The sequence below is a fragment of the Sphingobacterium alimentarium genome, from assembly GCF_004342685.1.
In the GTDB taxonomy this organism is placed as follows: Bacteria; Bacteroidota; Bacteroidia; order Sphingobacteriales; family Sphingobacteriaceae; genus Sphingobacterium; species Sphingobacterium alimentarium.
In genome coordinates, this window is the sequence record NZ_SMBZ01000039.1 from 1 (window position 1) to 26,473 (window position 26,473).

The following is a 26,473-nucleotide window of genomic DNA, read 5'->3' on the forward strand; positions in this document are numbered from 1 at the left end:
AACTAATTATAGCAATCTAACAGACCTTTAATAATATATTGGTCGACATTTGTATTGATGTAGGATGGAGAAACAAAAAAACTTTCAGAAAAAAAGGGCTATCGTAGCCCTTTTATATTATTTTTTGATGTTATTACGGAGTAACAACTTTTGCTTCTGCTGTTTTTGGTTTAGCAATGTTTGCATTGTTCTTACCTAAATCATAAACCGTAGGAGCGGCTAAGATAATAGAAGAGTATGTACCTACTACGATACCTATCAAGATCGCAAATGCAAATCCTCTGATCACTTCACCACCAAAGATGAACAATACCACTAATACGAAGATTAATGTCAAGGACGTGATAATCGTACGGCTTAGCGTCGTATTAATTGCGTGATTGATTACCTCGCCAAAGTTCTTGTGTAAGCCTGCTGATTTATTCACATCTTCACGGATACGGTCAAATACAACTACCGTGTCATTCACTGAGTAACCCAATACTGTTAAGAACGCTGCTACAAAGTGTTGGTCAATATCCAATGAGAAAGGAACGATTCCATCCAACAAAGAGAATAAACCTAACAATATAATACCATCGTGAATAGTTGCTACTGCTGCACCAGCAGAATATTGCCATTTGTGGAAACGAACCAAAATGTAGGCCGCGATAATCAAGATTGAAATAAGAGCTGACCAACCTGCGCGCTCTTTAATATCAGAGGCGATAGAAGGTCCTACTTTTTGAGAAGAAAGAATTTCATACTTGTCAGAAACCTTTGTTAATCCCGAATTAAGTTTAGCTAATACTTCAGCATCTGCTTCATCTGTTGTTTCGCTAATGTGATATGTTGTTGTAACGCGTACTTGATTTGAAGTTCCGAAAGTTTTCACTTCAGTAGAGGAACCGAATACATCATCTAAGTTTTTACGTACATCTTCTAGATTAACCGCATTGTCGTAACGCACTGTGTATGTACGACCGCCTTGGAAATCAACACCCAAACTAAATCCTTTAGTGAAGATAGAGATAAGTGATATTGCTACAGCAATCAACGAAATGGTGTAGAATAACTTACGTTTTTTGATGAATTGGAAATTAGCACCTAACAAGGTATTTGCTGACCAAGGGAATGATACGCTAACTTTTATATCTCTTTCTAGCATAAATTCGAAAATCAAGCGCGAAATAAAGATAGAAGTAAATAATGATGTAATAATACCCACCATTAATGTCGTAGCGAAACCTAAGATCGGTCCAGAACCGAAGAAGAATAATACAACACCTACTAAGAAAGTGGTGATTTGCGAGTCTAAAATCGAAGACATCGCATGTTTATAACCTTCGTCAATTGCCTGCTTGATGTTTTTGCCCAAACGCATTTCTTCACGAATACGTTCGTATATCAGTACGTTGGCATCTACGGCAGTACCCATAGTCAATACGATACCGGCAATACCTGGAAGTGTCAACACGGCATTCAATGAGGCTAATATTCCCATTAAGAAGAATACGTTGAATATAACAGCAATGTTCGCTGCCCATCCTGCTCTATTGTAGTAGGCTACCATGAATAACATTACTACTACTACAGCGATCATTGATGAGTTAAGACCTGCATCAATTGCTGCTTGTCCTAATGAAGGACCTACGATAGCTTCTTCAACGATTTTGGCAGTAGTCGGTAGACGACCAGATTTTAATACGTTGGCCAAATCTTTGGTGTCTTCGATAGTGAAGTTACCCGAGATAGACGAGCTACCTCCTGCAATCTCTGACTGTACAGTAGGAGCAGAGTACACTACATTATCCAATACGATAGCAATAGATTCTTTCTTTTGGGAAGCTTTTGCTGTGATTCTACGCCATTCTTTTGCACCGTATGAGTTCATTGTCATACTTACTTCAGGTGCATTGGTTGGACCAAATTGTTCTCTAGCATCTGTGATTACATCACCAGACAATACAGCTCCACTTTCACTAGCGCCTACTTTAATAGCATATAGAGACAATAAATCACCTCTTTGATCAGGTTTTACTGCCCATAGTAATTTGACATTCGAAGGAATCAATGCTTTGATTTCCGGTCTTGTCAAGTATTCGTTTACTTTCGCTGTGTCTTTTAGTGCCGCAATACCCACTTGTGCACCTGGAGCCAATTGTTGTTGACCTTCTGGTGTTTGGTAGATAGAAGGCATCAATACGCTGAATAATGGGTTCTGTGCTGTTAGATTAGCCATAGCTGCTGCTGAATCCGTTTTTGCAGCAGTATTACCAGCAAGATTAGCTAATGATCTGTCTTCTTTTTTCGTTGTATCTACCGCTGCAGTATCTTTAGGAGCTACTGCTGGAGTTGATTTTTGGGAAGCCGCTAATGTTTGGTTGATATTCTCTAATAATGGATAGATTTGACCATTATCATGTGTTTCGAAGAATTCTAACTTCGCAGAACCTTGTAATAATTTACGTACACGGTCTGCATCATTCACCCCTGGCAATTCGATTAAGATACGGTTAGTACCTTGCTGAATTTGAATGTTTGGAGATGCTACACCAAATTTGTCGATACGCGTACGTAATACTTTAAAGGAGTTCTGGATAGCATTATCCGATTCTACCTGCAAGAATCTTTTTACGTCTGCCTCTGAGCTGCTATTGTTGATAACGCTCGAATTATCTTTTGTAGCGAAGAATGAAGCTAATGATTTTGTAGCTCCTGATGCTTTATATTCATCGATAAATAAATCAACAATTGATTTGTTTGTTGACTTACTTAATTTGATTGCTTCGTTTAATGAATTGTTGAATTTTTCATCATCTGGATTGTTCGCCAAGTTGCGAATCAATTCATCTAAAGAAATTTCCATGGTCACATTCATACCACCTTTAAGGTCAAGACCTAATGGTAATTCTTGTGCTTTACATTCTCTGTAAGTAAATTTAGCTACTCCGAGATTGTACACTACTTCACTAGCGATGGAATCTAAATACGCCTTTTCTTTGGAAATGTCACCCGCAGCGAATGCCTTAGCGTCCCGCTCTACTTTTCTTGTAACAAATGTAAATGATAACGCATAAAGACAGGCTACTGTCAATACGGCTACCAAAAATTTAATCAGCCCTTTGCTCTGCATTTTCTTAATCGTCTATTAATTTGATATAGTTTATGTTTTTTTATTGCAATGTAATGATAAAAATATTTACCAAGAATCGCAAAGGTATAAAAAAAAATAAGAAAGAAAACAAAGGAAAAAATACAATACCAATATAACTATGCGTATTTGGATAGCTTAAGAGGAGGGGTGTGAATGGGTATTAGGTATAAAAAAAATGGGAGCCACTCGGACTCCCACTCATATGGTTGTTATCTAAGTACGTATTTGATACCGAAAGTGAATCCATCACCGTGGAAACCAGTATCATGATTCAATCCTAAATATGGTTTGTAATCTAAGTGCATTGCAAATGGAATAGTTGGGATTTTGTACTCCAAACCGATTTGAGGTCTTAAGCCGATTAATGTATGACCATCACCGTCACCAGTCCAGAATCCTAATTGACCGCCCACACCAGCATACCAGTGTAGACCGTCCGCTCCGCTGAATGGTCTTTCATATTGCCAGTCAGCACCTACTGATGCCCATTTGTTACTGAAAGCCGCTTGCAATTGTAATGCTTGAGGGCCGTTTAATGCTGTCTTATATTGGATACCAACGTTTGCGCCATCGTTACCGTCAAATACAATACCTAATGCAGATTTGAACGGAGTTTGAGCTTTTGCTTCATTAGCTCCAAATGAAAGAGCAGCTACTGCGATTAAAGATAAAAATACTTTTTTCATATTCTATAATTTGTGTGTTGAAGTAGAACCTTAGGTTTTTCCTTAGTTCAATTTATTGTTTTTAAGCAAATATGTTGCCAAAAATAATTTTGTGCTGACAATTTATTTCTACAATCTAGAATATGTATTTGTATATGAAAAATTTACCTCAGAGCGTTATAGCCCAAATTCGAGATGTTTGATCTCTATAAAGGTGTCAATTGTAGGAAATAACCTGTTATCTTGCATTAGAAGCACATAACCCAATGGTTATAAACTTTCCCCAAAGGTCAGAAGATTATTATCGGGGTCGAGAATTGAAAACTGTTGTTGCTTCCAAGGTTTTAACTCCAATTTACCGTTCGGATGAATGGCAATATTTCTTTGTAAAAAGGTCTGGTATAAATTAGCAATATCTTGAACACGGATGTATACCTGACCATAATTCGATTGGGGGATTAATTCGGCGAAAGAAAAAAAATGGATTTCTATCTCATCTTTTTTCAAAAGGACGTAGTCTCCATAATCCCCCAATATTAGGAAGTCTAGTTTATTCTGATAGAAGTCTATCGTCACCGCTTTAATGCGCATGGGCAACTTTGGGCAGACTGTGAGTAGGTTCATAAGCTTTACAAGTTGAGGTTAGCGTTCCGTATTACCGCGCATCGAAACGATTAATTATTTACAATTGAACATGTATATTTTTTATTTTGGACTTTTATCCATTATTATTACTCATATCAATGTCAGTAAATGAATATAAGAGGTTAAATTCAATTATTCATTATAATATATAAATTAATTTTGTATCTTTGTCCGGCAAATAGAAAACCCAAGAAAGGTATTTGCCATGCAATTAGATCCACAAAAATTCGTAGCTGAAGGTCTTACTTACGACGATGTATTATTAATACCAGCTTATTCAGAAATATTACCGAGAGACGTTGATACAAGTACATATCTCACGCGCAAAATCAAATTAAATATTCCTTTAGTATCTGCTGCCATGGATACAGTCACTGAGTCTGATTTGGCTATTGCCATTGCTCAGGCGGGCGGTATTGGTATGCTACACAAGAATATGACTATTGAACAGCAAGCTGCCGAGGTACGTAAGGTAAAACGTTCGGAGAGCGGTATGATCCAAGATCCTGTTACGTTGCTAGAAACTGCAACGGTAGGTGATGCTTTCAGTATCATGAGAGAGCATAAAATTGGTGGTATTCCCGTAATAGATAACGGTGGTAAGTTAGTAGGTATCGTGACCAATCGCGACTTACGCTTCCAAAAGGATATGACAAGAGCTATCAATGAGTTGATGACCAAAGATAATCTTGTAGTAGCACCTATTGGAACAGACTTAGTTAGAGCGGAAGAGATATTACAAAACCATAAGATAGAGAAATTACCAGTTGTAGATGATAACTATATTCTCAAAGGTCTTATCACATTCAAGGATATTCAAAAATATAAACACTACCCGAATGCCGCTAAAGATGCGCACGGTCGTCTATTGGTCGGTGCTGCTGTAGGTGTGACTGCCGATACTATTGATCGTGTAGATGCGTTAGTAGCTGCAGGAGCAGATGTAGTGACTATTGATACTGCTCACGGTCATTCATTAGGCGTAATCAATAAGCTTAAAGAAGTAAAAGTGAAGTATCCTGATTTGCAGGTGATCGTTGGAAATATTGCTACAGGCGCTGCAGCTAAAGCATTAGCTGATGCAGGTGCTGATGGTGTCAAAGTTGGTATCGGTCCTGGTTCAATCTGTACGACACGTATCATCGCTGGAGTTGGGGTTCCTCAATTGTATGCCGTTTACGAAGTAGCTAAAGCGTTGAAAGATACAGGCGTTCCATTGATTGCTGATGGTGGTATCAAACAAACAGGTGATATAGCTAAAGCTATTGCTGCTGGTGCGGACACCATTATGGCAGGTTCATTATTCGCTGGTGTTGAAGAAGCTCCAGGTGAAACCATTCTATTGGAAGGTCGTAAATTCAAATCTTACAGAGGTATGGGGTCAGTAGAAGCGATGGAGAAAGGATCAAAAGACCGTTACTTCCAAGATGTAGAAGCTGATATCAAGAAATTGGTGCCAGAAGGTATCGTTGGTCGTGTGCCTTACAAAGGTACATTAGCTGAAGTGGTATACCAATATATAGGAGGTTTGAGAGCATCTATGGGTTACTGTGGAGCTGGAAGTATTGAGCGTTTAAAAGAAGCACAATTTGTACGTATTACAGGAGCTGGTTTGAGAGAATCACATCCGCATAATATTCAAATTACAAAAGAAGCACCTAATTACAACAGTAGAGGATAAGTTTTTTGATAAACAATAAAGAACACAAAAAAGTCTAGATTATTTCTAGACTTTTTTTGTGTTCTTTTTTTATATTTTGTAAATTGGGAGTATAAGTAATCATTTAATAAACTGTTCACTAATTTATTTTATTATGGGTAAAGGAGATAAAAAGACTACACGTGGAAAAATTGTAATGGGTTCTTATGGTAAAAAGCGACCAGGTAAAAATGGGGCACGCAAAAAAGTAGAAACAAAAGAATCTGAATAAATCAAAGCAACCAATCCGGTTGCTTTTCCTCTGTAATTTTTATTTTCGCATCAAATTGAGTGATTTAATTTTATTTTGATAAATTATTTGTTTAAATAATATTAAAATTGCATACATTTGGGGTTCGTAATAATTTTTTCTTCACGCCTAATAGTAAATATTCATAATGAAATTAAGTCAAAAGCAAGTCGTATTTGAAAATGAGGTTCTCACTAGATTTGATCTTTTTAAAAGCTTGTTTTTAACCCTACCTTTCCAACGTGTAAAACATACAGGAACATTGCTTCCTTTTTTTGCGGCACATTGTGAAAATGGTGTTGAGCAGCATTTGGCTCCTGAACATATAATTGACAGCTTTTTTGGTCAATATGAACAATACGTACAAGAGAGTGATCGCACCGATTTATTATTTCGAATTGTACAGTATATCGAGCGACAAGTGGTGTTATTTGATGCTGTGGAGGATTCCTCCTTTCGGGCATTAGGCAAGACTGATGAAACCGCCGGTCTGGATTCTTTGTTCAAATTAGCGCAAGGAGACAAGAATCTGAAAGCGCGTATTGTGGAGAAGCTAAAGGACTTTTCGGTCCGCTTGGTTCTTACGGCGCATCCTACGCAATTCTATCCTGGTCCCGTGTTGGCCATCATTAATGATTTGATCGAGGCGATTAAAAATAATGATATTCCAAATATCAACTTGCTGCTGCAGCAGTTGGGTAAGACTCCCTTTATCAATAAGCAGAAACCAACACCTGTGGACGAAGCAATAAGCTTAGCGTGGTATTTGGAAAATGTGTTTTACAAAGTAACATCAAGTATACATTCGAAGATAGACAACGAATTGGAATTGGCGTCGGATGATGTGAAGCAATTGATCGAATTGGGTTTCTGGCCAGGAGGTGATCGCGATGGAAATCCTAACGTGACGGTCGAAAGCACAAAAAAGGTAGCTACGATGTTGCGCACGATATTATTCCGCTGCTACTACCGAGATTTCAGAATTGTAAAACGTAGAATCACTTTCCGCGGTGTCGAAGAATATTTGGAGAATCTGCAGGAACTACTTTACAATAATAGTTTCAATCCGAGCGAAAATCCGGAGGATGAAACGGACAAAATTCTGGAGAATCTAAATAACATTAAAAATGTGTTGGTCAAATATCACAACGGATTGTTTGTCGAATTGGTCGAAGATTTGATCCGCAAGGTGAATACTTTTGGTTGCTATTTTACCACCTTGGATATCCGTCAAGATAGTTCGGTATTGCGCCAGACCATCGGTTACTTGGTCGAATCGTACAACGGTCAGACGGGATTGTCCCAAGATGACTTGGAGAGTGAGGAGAAAGAGAAACAAGCTGCTTTCAAATTTAATGAGGAACTATTAGAGTTTTCGGACGAGGCAGAACCTTTGGTAAAAGATACTTTGGGTGTGATCCGTTTACTTAAAAGCATACAAAAATCAGGGACCGAACGCGCGGCACAGCGATTTATAATTTCCAACTGCCAGCAAGCATCCGATATTCTTGGTTTGATGCAATTGTTTTTGTGGCAAGGATGGAAGAAAGATGCACTCACTATAGATTTTGTTCCGCTATTTGAAACTGTGGATGATTTGGCTCGCGCCAAAAGTGTGATGCAGGCACTGTATACACATGGTGAATATGCACAACATTTAAAAAGAAGAGGCAATAAGCAGACGATTATGTTGGGTTTTTCGGATAGTACCAAAGATGGTGGTTATTTGATGGCTAACTGGTCTATTTACAAAGCGAAGATTGAATTGACGGCGCTGGCACGTGAGTACGATGTGGATTTGGTGTTCTTTGACGGGCGAGGAGGACCTCCTGCACGCGGAGGCGGTAAGACGCAACGTTTTTATGCTGCTATGGGTGGTGAGATCGAGAACAAACATATTCAATTAACGATTCAGGGGCAAACCATAAGTAGTCAATATGGCTCGTTGGATACTGCACAATATAATATCGAACAGCTTTTGCACGCCGGCTTAATATCGGAAATCAAGCAAAATAGTAGTGATACGCTGACTGAAAAACAAAAAAGTATCATTGATGATATGGCAGTAGAAAGTCACCGTAAGTTTATGACCTTGCGCAATCATCCTCAATTTTTGAAATACTTAGAAAAGTTGAGCCCATTGAAAGCTTTATCGTCTATTAATATCAGTAGTAGACCCGTGAAGCGTAATTCGGACAAAGAACTGCGCCTGCAAGATCTGCGCGCGATTTCGTTTGTAACTGCATGGAGCCAATTGAAGCAAAATATTCCAGGTTTCTTTGGCGTCGGCACAGCGCTAGAATGGGCTGAAGAGAATAACCTATGGTCGTATGTGCGAAATCTGTATCAGAATTCAGGCTTCTTCAATACGTTGATCGATAATTGTATGATGTCCATGACCAAATCCAACTTTGACATCACCGCTTATATGCGCGACGATAAAGAGTTTGGCGAATTTTGGACTATGCTTAAGGAAGAATACGATAAAACTAAGACGTACTTGTTGAAATTGAGCAATTCGGATATGCTGATGCAAAATTATCCGGTAGAGCGTGCTTCCATTCTAGAACGTGAAAAGATCGTTCTTCCGCTATTGATTATACAGCATTATGCTATTCGAAATATAGAAAGCGGTGCATTGACCGAGGAGCAACAAGAGGTGTACAGAAAACTTATAAGCCGTACAATCTACGGAGTAGTAAATGCAGGTAGAAATTTAGCATAATACTTATTCTGAAAGTTTAAAGAACTTTGGTTTATATTTTATATTTTTGTGTACGAAAAATTGAATAAAAATGAAATTTAATACTTTTTTTGTTGCGGCAATATGTGCTGGTGCTTTGATGACATCATGTGATTATAGAATGAATGATCATCAATTGAAATTTACGCACATGACATTAGCTGATGGTGATGCTTATGCATTTTTTCAAGTTGTAGGTGAAACTGCATTAGATGGTGTAAAATATGCTGAATATGCTGAGAATGCAGGTGATGCAAAAGCAGCTGAAGTTGCGGCTAAAGTAAAAGCATATTACAATCAATTGTTGCCGTCTTTGGATTCATTAGCTACCGAAAATCGTGTAGATTTTCCGATCAAAGGAATTCCTCAAGGACATGCGGATACAGACACAACAGCAGTAGATAGTGTAGCAAACACGCAGCAGGTAGCACATGCTAACTTTGATTATGTGCAACACGCGCAACATGAAGTAGCAACGGTGAAAGAACGATTAAAAAGATTGTCTCGTAGTACCAATGGTGGTTTGAAAGATTTTGCAAAGAACCAATACGATATGGTATCTCATTTATATACAGAAATAGGTGGTAAAGAAGATGCGCATGCGCATCACTAAGCCAGATCAGCTATATTAAAATAAAAAAGGCATCTCCATGAGATGCCATTTTTATTTTAATATTTTTAGAATTTCATATTTGATATACATTTTGTCAAAGTTTTATTTTATTTTTATAAAAATCATGCATAAAATATTAAAATTTCAATAAAAATATAAGAATGTTATGAATTTTGTTTTTAATACTGTTTCTTTGTGTAACAAACATTGAAAGTATAATCTAAAAAAACAAAATATTATGTGTGGTATTATTGGAGCATTTGATCTAGTACAAGAGGAAGCAACTATTAGGCCTCAAGTGTTAGAGATGTCAAAACGAATTCGTCACCGCGGACCAGATTGGTCTGGAATTTTCAGTTCATCAAAAGCTATATTAGCTCATGAGCGCTTGGCTATTGTCGATCCGCAATCGGGAAGTCAACCTTTATACAGTCCAGATGGAAAAGTCGTATTGGCTGTCAATGGAGAAATCTATAATCATCAGGAGCTGCGTAATTCACTACCACAGTATAATTTCGCAACAAAATCGGATTCAGAAGTCGTATTAGCGTTGTACCTGGAGAAAGGACCAAGTTTTGTTGAAGACCTGAATGGAATTTTTGGTTTTGCTTTGTACGATTCCCGTGACGATTCATTTTTCGTCGCACGTGATCATATGGGTATTATTCCATTATATTATGGACAGGATGACAAAGGTCAATTTTTTGTAGCTTCAGAACTCAAATCCTTAGAAGGATTTTGTACGGTTATAGAACAATTTCCTCCGGGACACTATCTCCACAGTAAGCAAAGTCTGGTTCCGCAGCAGTGGTACAAGCGCGATTGGGAGTCATATGATACTGTGAAAGATAATGAAACCAGTATTGATGAGTTGCGTGCGGCATTAGAAGCTGCCGTTCACCGTCAATTGATGTCTGATGTGCCTTATGGCGTACTGCTATCTGGAGGATTAGATTCCTCTGTTATCGCTGCTATTACGAAAAAATTTGCTTCTAAGCGCATTGAATCTGGTGATCAGGAAGAAGCTTGGTATCCGCAATTGCACTCCTTTGCAGTAGGATTGAAAGGAGCACCAGATCTGATAGCTGCTCAAAAGGCTGCAGATCATATCGGCACTATCCACCACGAAGTCAACTTTACTATTCAAGAGGGATTAGATGCTATTCGCGATGTTATTTATCATTTGGAAACTTATGATGTGACGACAATCCGGGCGTCGACACCGATGTATCTGCTTGCGCGCGTGATCAAATCGATGGGTATCAAAATGGTCTTATCGGGAGAAGGATCGGATGAATTGTTTGGAGGATATTTATATTTCCACAAAGCACCTAATCCGCAAGAGTTTCACGAGGAAACTGTTCGTAAGTTGAAGAAATTATATTTGTACGACTGTCTGAGAGCCAACAAATCATTAGCTGCGTGGGGCGTAGAAGGGCGTGTGCCATTCTTAGATAAAGAATTTATGGATGTCGCGATGCGCTTGAATCCAGCAGACAAAATGATTGGCAATGGAAGAATGGAGAAATGGGTCGTGCGTAAAGCGTTCGAGGATTACTTGCCAGAAAGCATTGCTTGGCGTCAGAAGGAACAATTTTCGGATGGTGTAGGTTACAGTTGGATTGATACGTTAAAGGCACAAGCTGAGGCACGCGTGTCAGATGCGCAGTTTGCCGATGCTGCAGCACGTTTCCCAATCAACACACCAAAAAATAAAGAAGAATACTACTACCGTACTATTTTTGAATCTCACTTTCCATCAGAAGCTGCAGCGCGCACCGTACCTTCGGTAAAATCGGTAGCATGTAGTACGCCAGAGGCTTTATTGTGGGATGCTTCATTCCAAAATTTGAATGATCCATCCGGCAGAGCAGTGGCTAGTGTGCATAATGAGAGTTATGACAAAGCAAAAGTTGAAGTAGAATTGGATTAATATTTCCCGTTATTAGTAGGAGAGAATGCATGCTAAAGAATTTTAAAAATACATTTGTATACAATACACAGAAGTATTATCTTTGTGGCGTTAGCAGGGCAGCCTACTAATAAATTCCTGAATAGCTCAGCAGGTTAGAGCATCTGACTGTTAATCAGAGGGTCGCTGGTTCGAGCCCAGCTTCAGGAGCGCTATCAAACCGGCTTAATTGCCGGTTTTTTTGTTTTACACTATTCATCTAAAATAAAATGAGTTTAGTTATAGTTGGTACGGTAGCCTTTGATGCTATCGAAACACCGTTCGGAAAGACTGATAAAATTGTAGGTGGTGCTGCAACTTTTGCTGGTTTATCCGCTTCCTATCTTTATGACAATGTGAAGCTAGTTAGTGTAATTGGTGAAGATTTTGGCGATAATATTGATATTATCAAGGCGAAAGGTATTCATGTCGAAGGTATTGAAGTAGTAAAAGGCGGCAAATCTTTCTTTTGGTCTGGTAAATACCACAATGACATGAACAGCCGTGATACTTTAGTTACTGAATTGAATGTATTGGCGGATTTTGATCCTAAAATTCCGGCATCTTATCAAGACTGTGAGTACTTATTATTAGGCAACTTAACACCACAGGTGCAATTGCATACGTTGGAGCGATTGAAGGAACAGCCTAAACTTGTGGTATTGGATACCATGAATTTTTGGATGGATGTAGCGTTAGAAGATTTGAAAAAAGTGCTACAAAAAGTAGATGTATTGACCATCAATGATGAGGAGGCTCGTCAACTGTCTGGGGAATACTCGCTTGTCAAAGCTTCAGAAAAAATACTTCAGATGGGACCGAAATATTTGATCATCAAGAAAGGTGAGCATGGCGCATTACTTTTTGGTGAAGGACAAATATTCTCAGCTCCAGCTTTACCGCTAGCCGAGGTATTTGATCCTACGGGAGCAGGGGATACATTTGCGGGTGGTTTTATGGGCTATTTAGCCAAAGTAAAATCGATCAACTTTACCAATATGAAGAATGCAATTATCTACGGTTCGGCGATGGCCTCGTTCTGTGTAGAGAAGTTTGGTACTGAGCGTTTGAAAGACTTAACGCAGGAAGAAATTTCGGCGCGCATTCAACAATTTGTGTCTTTATCTAAATTTGATATTGCGTAAGTAAAATATATAATCAAAAAAAATAGGGAAACTCAATTATGCGAGTTTCCCTATTTTTTTGAATCGATCAAATACGTTTTCCGAATGCGGGGCATCCTGCAGCTCCTCCGTCAAATCTTGTCCTGCCCAATGCTCATAATGCATGCCTTTTTTCCACAATCTACTCGATGTCACATCGTAAATAAGACCTTGATAGGCCACCCAAATTTCGGGTTTATCTTGTCCATTTCTCAAAGCTAGTTGGGATTTGGTATAAATAGCTAAGTTATCTTCACTCATGCTACAAAAGTACCAAACTAATTAGTATTTGTAAGTTGAGAGTGTTTTTTTCATGGTTTTGCGTGCCACATGAATTCGGGTTTTTACAGTACCAATCGGTATGTTCAAATGTTCCGAGATCTCATGATACTTATAGCCTTCAAAATACATAGTAAAGGGTGTATAATAATCTTCAGCCAAAGCGGACAGTGCTGAGTTAATATCTTCGAGGACAAACTTATTCTCCCCTTGATTTTTAGTGGCAGAATGAACAAGATTAACCGTGGATATCTCTTCTTCTTTGGTGATGAAACTATTGGACTTCGTTATTCGGCGGTAATTGTTGATAAATGTATTTTTCATTATCGTGTACAACCAACCTTTTAAATTAGTTCCTTCTCTGAAGTTTTTGAAATATGTGACAGCCTTTAGCAGTGTGTCTTGAACCAAATCATTGGCATCATCGTGATCTTTTGTGAAATTGCGTGCGTACGATCTTAAAGAGTCTGCATGTTCGATCACTAATGTGTTAAATTCTAATCTGTTCATAGCTTTAAGGTTTGTAAAGTTTATGTAGTTAATAGTTTTCATTTTTTAACTACTTCATATTAAACTAAACAAACACTGTGCTAGAAATTTATTAGGATTTATTAAATTTTTGTTAAAACATAAAAAAAGTCTTTCAAAATTGGCGTTATATAGCGTTAAACCGCATTTAGATTTTTTTGACTTTTTGTGTTTTTTAAGAATTGTGGAAAACTTTTCTAAAGAATATTTACTTCTCGCTCGAGTTTTATTTGAAATTTATCAAAAACAGAGTCGATAATTTGTTCTGAAACAAGAAAAATTTCATTTCCTGTCGCCTCACCTTTGTTGGTTAGCACGAGTGCTTGATTCTTCCAAACGGCTACTTCACCGATTTCTTTTCCTTTCCATCCACACTGCTCAATGAGCCAGCCGGCAGCAACTTTTGTAAAGAAAGCATCTATGGGATAGGAGACAATATGTGGAAACTGCAGCTTTAGTTTCTCCAGCTGATCGTTAGGTATTATTGGGTTTTTGAAAAAACTTCCAGCATTCCCGACTGTACTGGGATCAGGTAATTTTTCTACGCGGATGTGCGATACTACCGTAGCAATATCTTTGATCGTTGGCTCCTTAATATTCCGTAAAGCGAGCTCTGATTCAATTGCTCCATAGGAAGTATTCAGCGATGCATGTAGATGAAGCTTGTACGTCACGGTAATCACAATATATCGTCCTTTATATTTGGATTTGAATATACTGTCACGGTACGAAAATCCGCACTCTTGATTTTTGAAAGTCTTGAACTGACCTGTGTAGGTGTCAAAAGCACGGCAAGTGTACAATACATTCATAAGCTCCGTACCATAGGCGCCAATATTCTGAATAGGAGAGGCACCGACGGTTCCAGGGATTAAGGCTAAATTTTCTAAACCCGGAAAATCACGTTCTACACAATACCATACTAAGTCATTCCATACTTCTCCAGCTGCTGCGGTAATGAATATATTAGATCCTTCTATAAAGTGCTGTATACCTTTGTTGGATATTTTGACTATAGTGCCGTCAAAATCTTGGGTAAATAGTATATTACTGCCACCACCGATAACAAAAAATTTCTTCTGGAAAATTCCCGCATTGTATAAGTCTATGAGTTGTTTCTCGTCCTGAATATCAATAAATTCTTTTGCTATTGCTTGTACTCCAAACGTATTGTAATTCTTTAACCTAATGTCTTGCTGAATCTTCACTTTTATGTAGAATTAATTTTTGTCTTAAAAAATAAAATAAAATGGTATATTTAATGACTTCCGTAGTTGTAAAGATAAGCACAAAGAGGGTAAAATCACCTATTAATTTTTTATTTGATTATGGCAAATAACGCAGATGAAAAGAGACTCAAAATTTTAGAAACAGCGAAACGCCGCTTTGCACATTATGGCATGGCTAAGACCACCATGGCCGAAATTGCAAAGGATTTATCTTTTTCCAAAGCGCTATTATACTATTATTTTCCAGACAAAAACAGTTTGTATGCTGCGGTGCTAGAGCACGTCATTGGCGAATGCCAAATGAATGTGATTCAATCTATCGAGAAAGCGGGGAGTGTGATTGAAGGCATTAACAAGGTGCTTGAGATAGGGATGGAGTTCAAAAAAAGATACTTTTACCTCTTGGAATATACTATTCTGATGCGCAAAGAATTGCCGGAAGAATTGGAAAATCTAATCATCGAATCTTTTGAGAGCCAGCGTAAAGCTGTCGAAATGGTCTTCTCGCGCGGTGTGGAAACGGAGGAAATACGCACAAATAACGTCGAAGAGACGGCACGGATTTTTATCTTCGGCACATTAGGTATGCGGATGTCAGTACTCAAAGATTTCAAAAATGATTTTATCCCGGACAAGTCCGAATTTGATGAAATTCTGTCTATGCAAAAGAAACTCGCCGAAATATTTGTTGCCGGTCTTAAGGTCTAAGTTTGGCAAGAATATCTGCCATGATCATCTTAGCATGAATTCTAGAATTTTCTATAAACCAAAGATGGGTGTTCAAACCACCACATACGACACCTGCAAGATATAGCCCTTCTACATTAGTCTCCATCGTATCTGGATTATGCTCCGGAATCATAGGAAACTCCTCTTGGATCGCAATATTGAAACGTTGGAGCAATTCAAAATTGGGGCGATAGCCTGTCAGCGCCAATACAAAATCATTCGGAATAGTAAGTAACCCGTCTTTTGTCTGAATATCGACTTCATCGGCTCTAATTTCTTTCAAGCAGCTCTCGTAATGCACATCTATAGTTCCCTCTGCAATTCTATTGAGAATATCTGGACGTACCCAATATTTGACACGCGGACTGATGTCTGTACCGCGGATGACTAAAGTCACTTTCGCGCCTTTGCGATATGTTTCCAATGCAGCATCGATGGAAGAATTGCTAGCACCGACCACGACCACATGCTGCCCCGCATAATAATGAGGATCATCGTAATAATGCCTTACCTTGGGCAACTCTTCACCAGGGATATTCAAATACATAGGAATATCGTAAAACCCGGTGGCAACAATCACATGCCTTGCCCGATAGTCACCTTTGCTGGTATGAATATCAAAGATATCTTCATTTTTATCACAGGATAATACCTCTTCGAATAGGCGTGTATTCAATCTATACTTGTCATGTACCCGTCTGTAATATTCCAAGGCCTCAGCACGCTTAGGCTTGGGGTTGGTGGTCACAAAGGGAATTTCTTCGATCTCCAATCGTTCGGACGAAGAGAAGAAAGTCATATTGATAGGATAATTGTATAAGGAATTGACAAGACACCCTTTCTCTAATATCAAATGTGACAGATTATTGTTTTTGGCAGCAATACCACAAGCGATTCCAATCGGTCCGGCACCTATTATTATAACGTCGTATATAGTATTATCCATTTTGTGTTAAATTTCTTTGGAAGCAAGAGATGAAACAATTTTTTGCAAATCTCCTGATATTTTGGACAAAAACTGTAATTGTTCGGTAATTAATATAGCATCATCGTTGATAAGTTCTACGTTATTGCTTATTGATGTTTTGACAAATTCCACATCTGAGCAGATATTTGTCGATATTTCTTGGATAGCGCTTTCTAAATGCCCAAGGGATTTTACCAGCAATTTGAGGTGTTCACTGTTAGAAAACTCATTCTCCGGATTGTAGATTTGAGTCAACAAAGAAGCCGTATAAGATGAAAGAATATGGTTGAGTATAACAAATCTGTTGACCTCTTTCGTATGTTTTTGACGCCATTTGGGTTCGGTGAGCAAGCGCTGAAAAGTGGAGCCCATATTCGCGGAGGCGATGTACACTTCTTTGCGTGCTAATTTGTAATCAATAATAGAAATTTTACTGCCCGATAAAAGAGTGACAGCTTGCGCTAGATATTTATAATTCGCCACGAGCAAGCTACGCATATTGGTCCGTATCTGGAAACTTTCCCAATTGGGAAATATCACATAGCTGGACAGGAATGCAATAGACCCACCAATAAAGGTGTCAATAATTCGCTCTTTGGCCATTTCTAATGTATTGACGCCCGAAAAACTGAGCATAATCAATACGTAGGGTGTCATAAATATAACAGCCATAATATAATTGACACGGAAGAGGCTATAAGCAATGAGGAAAAAGATAATCATAACTAAAAAGCGTACCATCACATCCGGTACGGTAAGGAGTATAATTCCTCCGATTATACCACCAATAATTGTCCCGATAAGTCGTTGAAGATTTCTTTCTTTGGTCAGACCAAAGCCCGGTTTCAAAATCACCAAAATAGTTAACAATATCCAGTAGGTAGTGAATGACGAGTATTTGAATATATTAAAAAGAAAATAAGTACCTGATAAGACTATTGACATCCGTAGGGCATGCCGGAATATAGAGGAATCCAGACTTAGATTATCTTTCAAATTCTGCCAATTGAGAATATCTGTTTTAATAAACTTTGTTGACTGCTGAATTTCTTCTTTATTTACGTCATCAGCTTTGAACTGTACGTATTGATAAATATTATTGATATGCTTGGTAATCGTACGAATATTGATGACAATCTTCTTCAAAGGAATGGAGTTTACCTCACTCGAACGGTCATAATCATCAATCAGGAGTCTTAATTTATCAATTTCTTTGTCAAATTGATAAAGCGGATACGGGCGTTTATTCGCATTTATCTTGTAAGCGATACTGTCTAGTTCATGTGCGATTTTGTCGATAAGGATTTTTATTTCTTCCAGAATGCCCGATTGATCATATTTTCTGCGAATCTCCGTATAATCATAATGTGTAGTCATACTTTGTTCGAAAAGATCCACCAGTTCATTGAAGATAAGTGTTAAGAATCGGCCTTCACGGGTAGTATCTTTAATGGATCGCTTACTCTGAAATAGTATATCACGAACATTTTCCTGATGCTCATTGACACTGACCTGTTTCTCGATCAATCGAAGATAGTTTTCTTCAGCATCATTATTCAAGTCATAAAATTTCGCCTTCAAGCGTAAATAGTCCGCCACTAGCACGATGTTTTCGCCTAATTCCTGTTGCGCCAGCCGATAGGGGCGTACCTGCATGAGCGAAAAACTAATCAGCATATACCACACCGCTCCAATCACAAATAAACCCAAGTACATCATCTCCTCGTGAAAAGGGAACTGTGCGTCAATATTAATCAGCATAATCAGTATCCCCATCATGCCTACTGTTGCGGCCCGAGCATTAAATACGGAGAACATCGAAAACAAAAAGGAGAGGCCAGCGATGACGACTGTCATAATGTATAAGTAGTCGTTGGCTAATGCTGTAACTAGTATCGAAATGATGGAGATTATAGTACAGTATATGATACCCAATCGTCTGTGTCTAGGAGCTCCAGGCGTGTCGGACAAGCCCACGATCAATGCGCCTAGGGATATGAATGTACCCATCAAAAACTCTCCAAGAAAAGCGCATACGATCACCGGAATAATTGATCCTAAAGTAATACGTATTCCTTCAGCGAAATATTGACTATAAAAAAAGCTACTTATTTCTTGTGTTTTCTTCATTGGGTAGCACGGGTTTCTATTTTGTGAACAATTTAGAATTTTCTTTTTAGAGCAAGAAATATATTAAAGCAAAAAAGGCATTGAAATTTTCAATGCCTTTAATGTTATGTAAATACCTTTTAGTCTTTAGTGATTTCTACATTTATGGTAATGTTGATTTCTGGCGCTACGGCAAATACACCCGAAGGCAATTTATCTGCATAGTTGATTCCATAATCAAATCTGTTGATTGTAGTAGTTGCCGTAAAACCTGCTCTTGTTTTTCCCCAAGGGTCTGTAATGATGCCGTTATTTTGCACCACATTGAAGGCTACTTTTTTGGTCACATCTCGTATTGTTAAATCACCTGTTAGCGTGAATTTGCCATTTTTTCCACTTAAAGTTGCATTAGCCAATTTCATAGTAGGAAATTTTTCAGCACTAAAGAAATCGTCCGATTTCAAGTGATTATCACGCATTTCTACACGGGTATCGATACTGTTTACATCGATATTGAAATTTACTTTTGCATTGTTGAAATCGTTGTCCGATGATGTAACGACCTTACCGTCTAATTTTTTGAACTGTCCATCTACAAAAGCAATACCTAAGTGTTTTGCTTCGAAACGCGCATTTGTATGGGCTGGATCTACGGTCCAATTCACTTGTGCAACTGCTGCATTCGTGAATAAGGTAATAATTGCTAAAATGTTTAATAGTGTTTTCATATCTCTTAATTTTTTGAATCACAAAAATGAAGCTTTGACAAGAATCAAATCTTAATCTATATTAAGAAATACAATTAAAAGCGCTATTTATTAGCAATTATTCAATTCTTTTCCACCAATGTGGATATTGCTGGTAGTTATCCAGAGAAACTACTTCGCCCATTTTAGGAATGATGATAGGGAAATTTTGCTTCTCAGCAGCTTGACTAACGCGTATTAAAGGTTCATCCCAAGCATGATGCGCTAATGGAAATTTGGACGAATGTACGGGAATCGCATGCTTTGCTTGAAGATCCAAAGAGGCTTGTATCACTTCTTCTGGCATCATGTGAATATATTTCCACATCTTGTTGTATTGTCCATTTTCTAATATCGCATAATCAAATGGTCCATATTGGTCACCTATATTTTTGAAATGTTTGCCGTATCCACTGTCTCCTCCGATAAAGATTTTCTTCGTATTGGATTGTAAAACGAAAGAGGTCCACAAGGTCGTATTTCGGCTGAATGTGCGTCCCGAGAAATGGCGAGCAGGAGTAGAAGTGAAGGAGAAACCATTGATATTGGCTTTTTCACCCCAATAGAGTTCGGTAATTTTGTCACTCGGAAATCCCCATTTCTCCAGGTGAGCGCCAACGCCTAAGCCAGTGACAATATGTTTTACCTTATCTTTTATACTTTGAAAAGTATTATAATCCAAATGATCCCAATGGTCGTGTGTGATGACCAAAATATCTATTTCGGGGAAGTCATCTGCAGAATAGGAATAGGATAAAGGAAAGGCTTTGACACTGATGCGAACTGGTGAAGCGTATTCGCTAAAAACAGGATCTACCAATATTTTCTTCTGATCCAATTGCAGATAATAGGAAGAATGCCCAAACCATACATATAGATTACTATCGAGCGGCAAATTTTTTAAATCGGTACGCACGACAGGTAGTGGGGAAGAAGGAGTATTTCTTACTTTTTTGGCAAAGAAAAAATCTTTTAATACCATCGGATAGGTAACCCCTTCAGCCAAATCAGGTGTAAATTCTAAATTTTCAAAAGCACCATTCTTATAGTTGGGCGCTTTCTGCATTCGTGCCAATCGCTCGCCAGAAGCATTGACGCCAAAGCGATCTGATCGCATATATAAATATCCACCTACTGCAACTATAACCAGCAGTATCAAAAGAATTTGTAACATTCGTAGAAGAATTTTTCTTAACATAATCACTCTAAATTAAGTTAAGTATTTTAATATGAAAGTCAAATTCCTGTGGATAGAGCAAGTCTTTTACCAAATAAATAAAGCAGTGAAAAACCCAGCGTGCGATCCCGCTTTATTTTGAAGCTAATATGCGCGCAAAATGATTGTTCAAATGGATACGAATTGCTTTGCGATACGCATCCGCATTGCGCTGTTTTAAGACGTCTACTAATTGTTGATGCGAGATAAATTCGCCTTTAACAATTGGCTTATCCAATATTCCCGATTGATGTACATACTGAAATATCGGAATAAGCAACTCTTGAAGCTCCAAAAGCATGGCGTTGCCCGATATTTCGTATAGTTTTCCATGAAATTTCTTTTCATCCTCAATGCTCCATGGTAGCGCAGTGTCTCCCGATACGATGGTTTCAGTCATCATCTCCAATTCTTCAATGTCCGCATCGGTGATTTTATTGATAATAAAATCCGCAATCCCCACCTCTAATGCCAAACGCATTTCGAACAAGTCTTTTAGCGTTTCATTGTCTAACAAGGATGGATGAAATACCTTTTTGAATGAGCCTAATACATCGGGATTGGTAATTACGGCACCCTTATGCTTTTTGGACTCGATAAGGCCGATGCTTTTGAGACGGAGCAAAGCTTCGCGCACTACTGTACGACTCACACCCAACTTCTCTGTAAGCTCTAATTCCTTGGGTAAAGGGTCACCCACTTTAAGTTTATTGATTTTAATATAATCTACTAATGATTTCTCTGCTTTATCCACCAGACTAGAGGTGTCTATATTTTGCAAAATATCTTGAGATTCTATAATTGGATTACTCATATACAATATTTTATATAACAACAAATATAGAAAAAAATTGAATAAAAATTTGAAATTATAGCATTATGTTATACATTTGTTTAGTTATGTAGTACATAATAAATTTCTAATAATTATAAATCCTATAAATTATGCGAAAGATTCTATTCATTCTTTCTTTATGTATATTACAACAAGTTGTATATGCACAATCCACATTAAAGGGTTTAGTCCAATCTGATCAGGGAAGTGGAGTGTCGGGCGTGAATGTGCTCAATGAGAGTCAGAAAACTAATACCTATACGAACTCCAATGGAGAATTTACTATTTCTGCCAAGATTGGAGATATTGTGAAATTTTCATCTGTGGGATATCGCACTCAATCTATTACAGTCAAGTCGCTTGACAATCTTGTCATTAAGCTGATAAATGAAGATGCGGAAATAGAAGAAGTGGTCGTCGTGGGATATGGTGCTATTAAGAAATCTAACTTAACAGGTTCTGTTTCACGTTTAGACAAAAAAGTATTGGAGACCGGTGTGCGTTCCAATCCGGCATCTGCACTAGCAGGTACCATACCTGGTTTACGTGTTCAGCAAACTTCAGGAAGACCAGGCTCGGTTCCCAATATTGTGTTGAGAGGGGGGACGACCTATGGTGGGGGTGGTTCGCCACTTGTAATTGTGGACGGTTTGATTCGCGGTGGTTTTTCGGATATCAATCAAGATGATATCGAATCCATTGACGTACTGAAGGATGCTTCCGCTACAGCGATTTATGGAGCAAGAGCTTCCAATGGGGTAGTACTCATAACAACAAAACGCGGTAAAGAAGGTGTATCAAATATTACTTTTCAATCCAAAACAGGTGTAGATAAGCTTAATATTCCCTTTGAATTTTTGAGTGCAGAAGATTATATCTATTGGTCAAGAAAAGCTATCCAAGTATCTAGTACTTATCTTCCTAATACAGCGAATCAACTTACAGCTGTAGGGCCTTTTGGCACAGGTAACCTCTATAAGGATGCTAATGGAAATATATTAGACGGTAACAAGGTGAGTACTGCGGTGTGGAGTACTATGTTTTTGGATGATAGCAATCGCGAATTGTTAAATCAAGGTTGGAAGACTATGGTTGACCCTGTGACAGGAAAGGAAATTATATACACAAATTTCAATTATGCTGATTTTGCCTTAAAAGATAGTCCTGTAACACAAGATTACAATATTGCATTGACAGGAGGTAATGATAAGGGTAAATATTATTCCAGTATTGGCAAGTATTATCAACAAGGGTCAGCAATTAATTCTTTTTACGATAGGCTTACTTATATATTGAACGGCGATTATAAGATTAAGCCTTGGTTGGAATCAAATTCAGGATTGAATTTCGCTCATACTAAATGGAGAGATCAAGCCAATGGAGAAGGTAACTATATGACACGTGCTTTGGGAGCGCCGCCGACAATGCGTGGACGTAATGCCAATGGTGAATTGCTGTTAGGTAGAGATTGGCAAGATGGTAATCCCGCTGTTACGGATGATAAATTTATCCGACGTAATCTAAATCAAAAGTATACTTTGTCTCAAGCATTTGTCATCAGTCTGAGGGAAGGACTGAAATTGCGTACGAGTGGTAACTGGTTCATTAATCAATCTAATTATGAAGGTTTCACTCGCGATTACTTGGCAAGTCCGGGGAATATAGTGCGTACAAGGTCTTCATCCGCCTCTTATGATAAAGGCTTCAATCAAACATACAATGCTGTATTAAGTTATGATACGAGTATTGCGACTAATCACAATATTTCAGCAATGGCTGGATGGGAGTTTTTCGATTCTTATTCTAGCGGATTTTCAGCCTCTGGCTCAGGTGCCCCTACAGATGATTTTATGGACTTGGGATTGACGAAGAATGATGCAAATATGCGAAACATCGATTCATACCACAATAGACAGCGTATAAACTCTTTCTTTGGTCGTGTCAACTATGATTATGCGCAACGCTATTTAATGACCCTTACGGCTCGTCGCGATGGGTACTCTACTTTATTGAATAATAGGTGGGGAACTTTTCCGGGAATATCTATTGGATGGAATATGCATACCGAAGAATTTGCTCAATCATTTATGGGCGCAGATCAAGTGCTAAATACATTTAAATTAAAAGCGAGTTATGGAGCGAATGGAAATGTCGGAGGAATCGGAAATTATACACTTCAAGGGGCATATGGTACATCCGCATATGATGGTTCTATTGGTTATCAAATGTCAAGTTTGAGTATTCCAAATCTTAAATGGGAAAGTTTGATTACGAAAGAGGTTGGTTTTGAAACTCGATTATTAAACAAATTGGATTTAACTTTTGCTTATTACCATCGTACGACTTCTGACAAGATCGCAACACTTGTTCTTCCTGTGTCAGCAGGATTTACGAGCATAACGACAAATAATGGGGATATGGAAAATCAAGGTATTGAGCTTGATTTGAATTACAATGCCATTCGTAAAAATGATTGGAATCTTACGTTCAATTTGAATACAGCATATAATGCAAATAAAATTTTGAAATTACCTTATAATGGCGTAGAGAACAATCGCCAAGGTGGTTTTCAGGTTTATGATCCCAGTACCAAAGAGCTTATCTGGGTAGGCGGATTCCAAGAAGGACAGGATCCGAATGTGGCTTATGCTTACCAAGCAGAGGGAATCATTCGTACGCAAGAAGATTTAGATAATTATGCGTTGAAATTAAAGGATTTGGGTGGAGCAAGAGCATTGGTGCATCCCGATGTATATGCTGCGATGTCGGCTGCAGACAAGGGTTTACATTTTCCGATTGCTCTAGGTGACGTAATGTGGAAAGATGTCAATGGTGATGGAATTATCAATTCGAATGACCGGGTCTATATGGGACGTACGATTCCACGTTGGACAGGAGGTTTTGGATTGAATACGAGCTGGAAAAATCTGACGCTTAGCACAAGATTTGATTATGCTTTGGGTTTTATAGCATATGATGGGCCAAGGGCTTGGTTTGCGGGGATGATGCAAGGAACGTTCAATACGACTACACAAGTATTTGATACGTGGACTCCAGATAATCCAAGTGCCAAATATCCTACTTTTTATTGGGCGGATCAAAACTTCAAGAATAATACCAGCCGAGAGAGCAGTATGTTCTACAACAAAGGCGACTATTTGGCATTCAGAGAATTGACTTTAGCCTACAATCTTCCGATTACATTAGCACAACGTGCTAAATTAGAAGGTCTGAAAGTATCCTTTACAGGACAGAATTTACACTATTGGACGAAAAACGCGTTATTCTCAGCCGAAAGTGGAAGTGTGGGGCAAGGTGGCGGTGGTTACCCATTACCTCGAACATTCATTTTAGGTTTACAATTAACATTTTAAGATTATCAAGATGAGAAAGTTATTTTTATCGATCGCTATAGCTTCTGCATTTGCACTAAATACCGGATGTAGTCAATTTGATTTGGATTTGGCACCCGAGGATTATTTTGCCAGTGGAAGCTTTTGGAAAAATGCCGACCAAGTCAATGGTGCTATGGTTGGCTTGCATGCACAACTAAGAGGTTATCAAAATACATTTTGGCATTTAGGTGAAATACGCGGGGGTACGTTTCGTACGGGAACGGGGTTTACAGGTACTTCTACGCTGAATTCGCAAGGTTTAATTACCCAAGATATCAGAGAAAGTTCACCGGGCTATAGCTCATGGGCAAATTTGTACAGTGCTATTTTTCAAGTTAATAATTTCATTTACCAAGTCGAATCAGCAAGTTATCTCGCGGATGAACAGAAAGGCTATTTCTTAGGTCAGGCATATGGAATTAGAGCTTTTTATTATTTCCATCTGTATCGCACCTACGGAAGAGTCCCCATTGTGACCGAACCAAAGGTGGCTATTAGTACACCTACTTCTGCTGAAGAAGCTTATACCGCTCGCTCTACTACAGAGAAAGAAACACTTGATTTTATCAAGGCAGAGGTGGATAAATCCATTCAGAACTTCAATAATGATTTTACCATAAAAAGCCAAAAAGGTCAATGGTCTTTAGCGGCTACGCAAATGTTGAAATCAGAAGTATATCTTTGGTCATCTAAAGTTAGTATAGATGGTCAGGCTCCGAATAATGTGAATGCTGATCTTCAACAAGCAAAGTCAGCCGTTGAAACCGTCATTCCAAGATTTACGCTGCAAAGCAATTTTGCAAATGTCTTCAATAGCTCAAGCGTACCGGCGTCAAAAGGCAATAACGAAATAATTTTTGCCATAAGATATCAGGTTGGGGAATCCACGAATGGGTTATTTCCGGCTTTTATATATGCACAGACCGACAATCTGAATGGATTTGTAGACCATGATGGCAATGCAGTAGGTAATGATCCTTTGCAAATCGCTTCGAGTGGAACATTGATTCGTTACGAGTATAAGATAGATTTGTATGATACGTATGACAAAGCCGATCAACGTGCTAATGCTACTTTCTTAAACCTAAATAAAGAAACAAACCGAGCTGCAGTATTACGGAAGTATTTGGGGACTTTTGTTAACGGGGTGCGGACCTATGCCGATGACTATCCAGTATATAGACTATCGGAAGCGTATTTGATATTAGCCGAAATTAAAAACAAATTGGGTGAAGACCCAACAGCCGAAATTATGATGGTGCGTAATCGTGCATACACGGGCGCAGCTCCTCAATTCGTTAATGGGACTTTTGAACAAAATGAATTGGCTATTTTCTATGAAAGAAGCAAAGAATTTGTCGCCGAAGGGAAGCGGTGGTATGATCTACGAAGAATGCAAGATGGGGCTGGTAAAGCATTGGTGTTCCGTACTGATCTACCCTTGTTGGGCGTACTACAAGATATTCCCGGACAAAAGCATAAAGTACTTTGGCCTATTGATTTAGGGACGTTGACTGCGGATCCTAAATTACAGGGTAATCAAAATCCAGGTTACGAAGGTACATAGACTAAAAT

20 protein-coding genes and 1 tRNA gene are annotated in these 26,473 nt (G+C 38.4%); 10 read left to right on the forward strand and 11 right to left on the reverse strand.

The genetic code is table 11. The features are described from left to right. Positions 1-133 precede the first annotated feature (133 nt). From secDF to EDC17_RS12725, 3 genes are all read right to left on the reverse strand, one after another. Positions 134-3,115 carry a protein translocase subunit SecDF gene (gene secDF / locus EDC17_RS12715; protein ID WP_132778438.1) on the reverse strand — a complete coding sequence of 994 codons (2,982 nt, stop codon included), beginning with the start codon at positions 3,113-3,115 and terminating at the stop codon, positions 134-136. Positions 3,116-3,345: 230 nt separating this feature from the next. Next, positions 3,346-3,822, reverse strand: coding sequence for a hypothetical protein (locus tag EDC17_RS12720; RefSeq protein WP_132778439.1), 477 nt, complete (start codon positions 3,820-3,822; stop codon positions 3,346-3,348). A 249-nt stretch (positions 3,823-4,071) separates the two neighbouring features. Continuing rightward, positions 4,072-4,425, reverse strand: coding sequence for a bleomycin resistance protein (locus EDC17_RS12725; RefSeq protein ID WP_132778440.1), 354 nt, complete (start codon positions 4,423-4,425; stop codon positions 4,072-4,074). A 226-nt stretch (positions 4,426-4,651) separates the two neighbouring features. Between EDC17_RS12725 and guaB the strand changes: the two genes are divergently transcribed. The 7 genes from guaB (at position 4,652) to EDC17_RS12760 (ending at position 12,847) form a co-directional block, all read left to right on the forward strand. Beyond that, positions 4,652-6,127 (forward strand): IMP dehydrogenase, encoded by a 1,476-nt coding sequence (gene guaB, locus EDC17_RS12730; protein WP_132778441.1) that lies wholly within the window; start codon positions 4,652-4,654, stop codon positions 6,125-6,127. Positions 6,128-6,260: 133 nt separating this feature from the next. After that, complete coding sequence (locus EDC17_RS12735) at positions 6,261-6,377, forward strand: 30S ribosomal protein THX (RefSeq protein ID WP_132778442.1); 117 nt, start codon at positions 6,261-6,263, stop codon at positions 6,375-6,377. 166 nt (positions 6,378-6,543) lie between these two features. Then, positions 6,544-9,120 carry a phosphoenolpyruvate carboxylase gene (locus tag EDC17_RS12740; protein ID WP_132778443.1) on the forward strand — a complete coding sequence of 859 codons (2,577 nt, stop codon included), beginning with the start codon at positions 6,544-6,546 and terminating at the stop codon, positions 9,118-9,120. A 70-nt stretch (positions 9,121-9,190) separates the two neighbouring features. Continuing rightward, positions 9,191-9,751 carry a hypothetical protein gene (locus EDC17_RS12745; protein WP_132778444.1) on the forward strand — a complete coding sequence of 187 codons (561 nt, stop codon included), beginning with the start codon at positions 9,191-9,193 and terminating at the stop codon, positions 9,749-9,751. 238 nt (positions 9,752-9,989) lie between these two features. Then, positions 9,990-11,684, forward strand: a complete 1,695-nt coding sequence (gene asnB / locus EDC17_RS12750; RefSeq protein WP_132778445.1) for an asparagine synthase B — start codon at positions 9,990-9,992, stop codon at positions 11,682-11,684. 115 nt (positions 11,685-11,799) lie between these two features. Further along, a tRNA-Asn gene (locus EDC17_RS12755) sits at positions 11,800-11,873 on the forward strand. Positions 11,874-11,932: 59 nt separating this feature from the next. Next, positions 11,933-12,847, forward strand: coding sequence for a PfkB family carbohydrate kinase (locus tag EDC17_RS12760; protein WP_132778446.1), 915 nt, complete (start codon positions 11,933-11,935; stop codon positions 12,845-12,847). Positions 12,848-12,883: 36 nt separating this feature from the next. On the opposite strand, the gene EDC17_RS12765 is transcribed toward EDC17_RS12760, so the two are convergent. The 3 genes from EDC17_RS12765 to murB form a co-directional block, all read right to left on the reverse strand. Continuing rightward, positions 12,884-13,126, reverse strand: coding sequence for a cytochrome b5 domain-containing protein (locus tag EDC17_RS12765; RefSeq protein ID WP_132778447.1), 243 nt, complete (start codon positions 13,124-13,126; stop codon positions 12,884-12,886). A 21-nt stretch (positions 13,127-13,147) separates the two neighbouring features. After that, positions 13,148-13,654: an RNA polymerase sigma factor gene (locus EDC17_RS12770; RefSeq protein ID WP_132778448.1), complete on the reverse strand. Its 507-nt coding sequence runs from the start codon at positions 13,652-13,654 to the stop codon at positions 13,148-13,150. A 215-nt stretch (positions 13,655-13,869) separates the two neighbouring features. Beyond that, a complete protein-coding gene (gene murB / locus EDC17_RS12775; RefSeq protein WP_132778449.1) occupies positions 13,870-14,880 on the reverse strand; it encodes a UDP-N-acetylmuramate dehydrogenase in 1,011 nt (336 codons plus the stop codon). Positions 14,881-15,000: 120 nt separating this feature from the next. On the opposite strand from murB, the gene EDC17_RS12780 reads away from it, so the two are divergent. Continuing rightward, positions 15,001-15,609 (forward strand): TetR/AcrR family transcriptional regulator, encoded by a 609-nt coding sequence (locus EDC17_RS12780; protein WP_132778450.1) that lies wholly within the window; start codon positions 15,001-15,003, stop codon positions 15,607-15,609. Here the strand turns inward: EDC17_RS12780 and EDC17_RS12785 are convergent. The 5 genes from EDC17_RS12785 to EDC17_RS12805 form a co-directional block, all read right to left on the reverse strand. Continuing rightward, a complete protein-coding gene (locus tag EDC17_RS12785) occupies positions 15,599-16,576 on the reverse strand; it encodes a YpdA family putative bacillithiol disulfide reductase (RefSeq protein WP_132778451.1) in 978 nt (325 codons plus the stop codon). The genes EDC17_RS12780 and EDC17_RS12785 overlap by 11 nt on opposite strands. A 6-nt stretch (positions 16,577-16,582) precedes the next feature. After that, the gene (locus tag EDC17_RS12790; RefSeq protein ID WP_132778452.1) at positions 16,583-18,727 is read right to left on the reverse strand and encodes an FUSC family protein; all 2,145 of its coding nucleotides are present in this window, start codon (positions 18,725-18,727) and stop codon (positions 16,583-16,585) included. Positions 18,728-18,846: 119 nt separating this feature from the next. Then, on the reverse strand, positions 18,847-19,434 hold the full coding sequence (locus EDC17_RS12795; protein ID WP_132778453.1) for a YceI family protein: 588 nt from the start codon (positions 19,432-19,434) through the stop codon (positions 18,847-18,849). A gap of 97 nt (positions 19,435-19,531) precedes the next feature. Beyond that, positions 19,532-20,626 (reverse strand): MBL fold metallo-hydrolase, encoded by a 1,095-nt coding sequence (locus EDC17_RS12800; protein WP_132778454.1) that lies wholly within the window; start codon positions 20,624-20,626, stop codon positions 19,532-19,534. Between the two features lie 136 nt (positions 20,627-20,762). Further along, a complete protein-coding gene (locus EDC17_RS12805) occupies positions 20,763-21,482 on the reverse strand; it encodes a FadR/GntR family transcriptional regulator (RefSeq protein ID WP_132778455.1) in 720 nt (239 codons plus the stop codon). 131 nt (positions 21,483-21,613) lie between these two features. Here EDC17_RS12805 and EDC17_RS12810 point away from each other — a divergent pair, with 131 nt between their 5' ends. Next, positions 21,614-24,877, forward strand: coding sequence for a SusC/RagA family TonB-linked outer membrane protein (locus tag EDC17_RS12810; RefSeq protein WP_132778456.1), 3,264 nt, complete (start codon positions 21,614-21,616; stop codon positions 24,875-24,877). 10 nt (positions 24,878-24,887) lie between these two features. Next, complete coding sequence (locus EDC17_RS12815; RefSeq protein WP_132778457.1) at positions 24,888-26,465, forward strand: RagB/SusD family nutrient uptake outer membrane protein; 1,578 nt, start codon at positions 24,888-24,890, stop codon at positions 26,463-26,465. Positions 26,466-26,473: the final 8 nt, after the last annotated feature.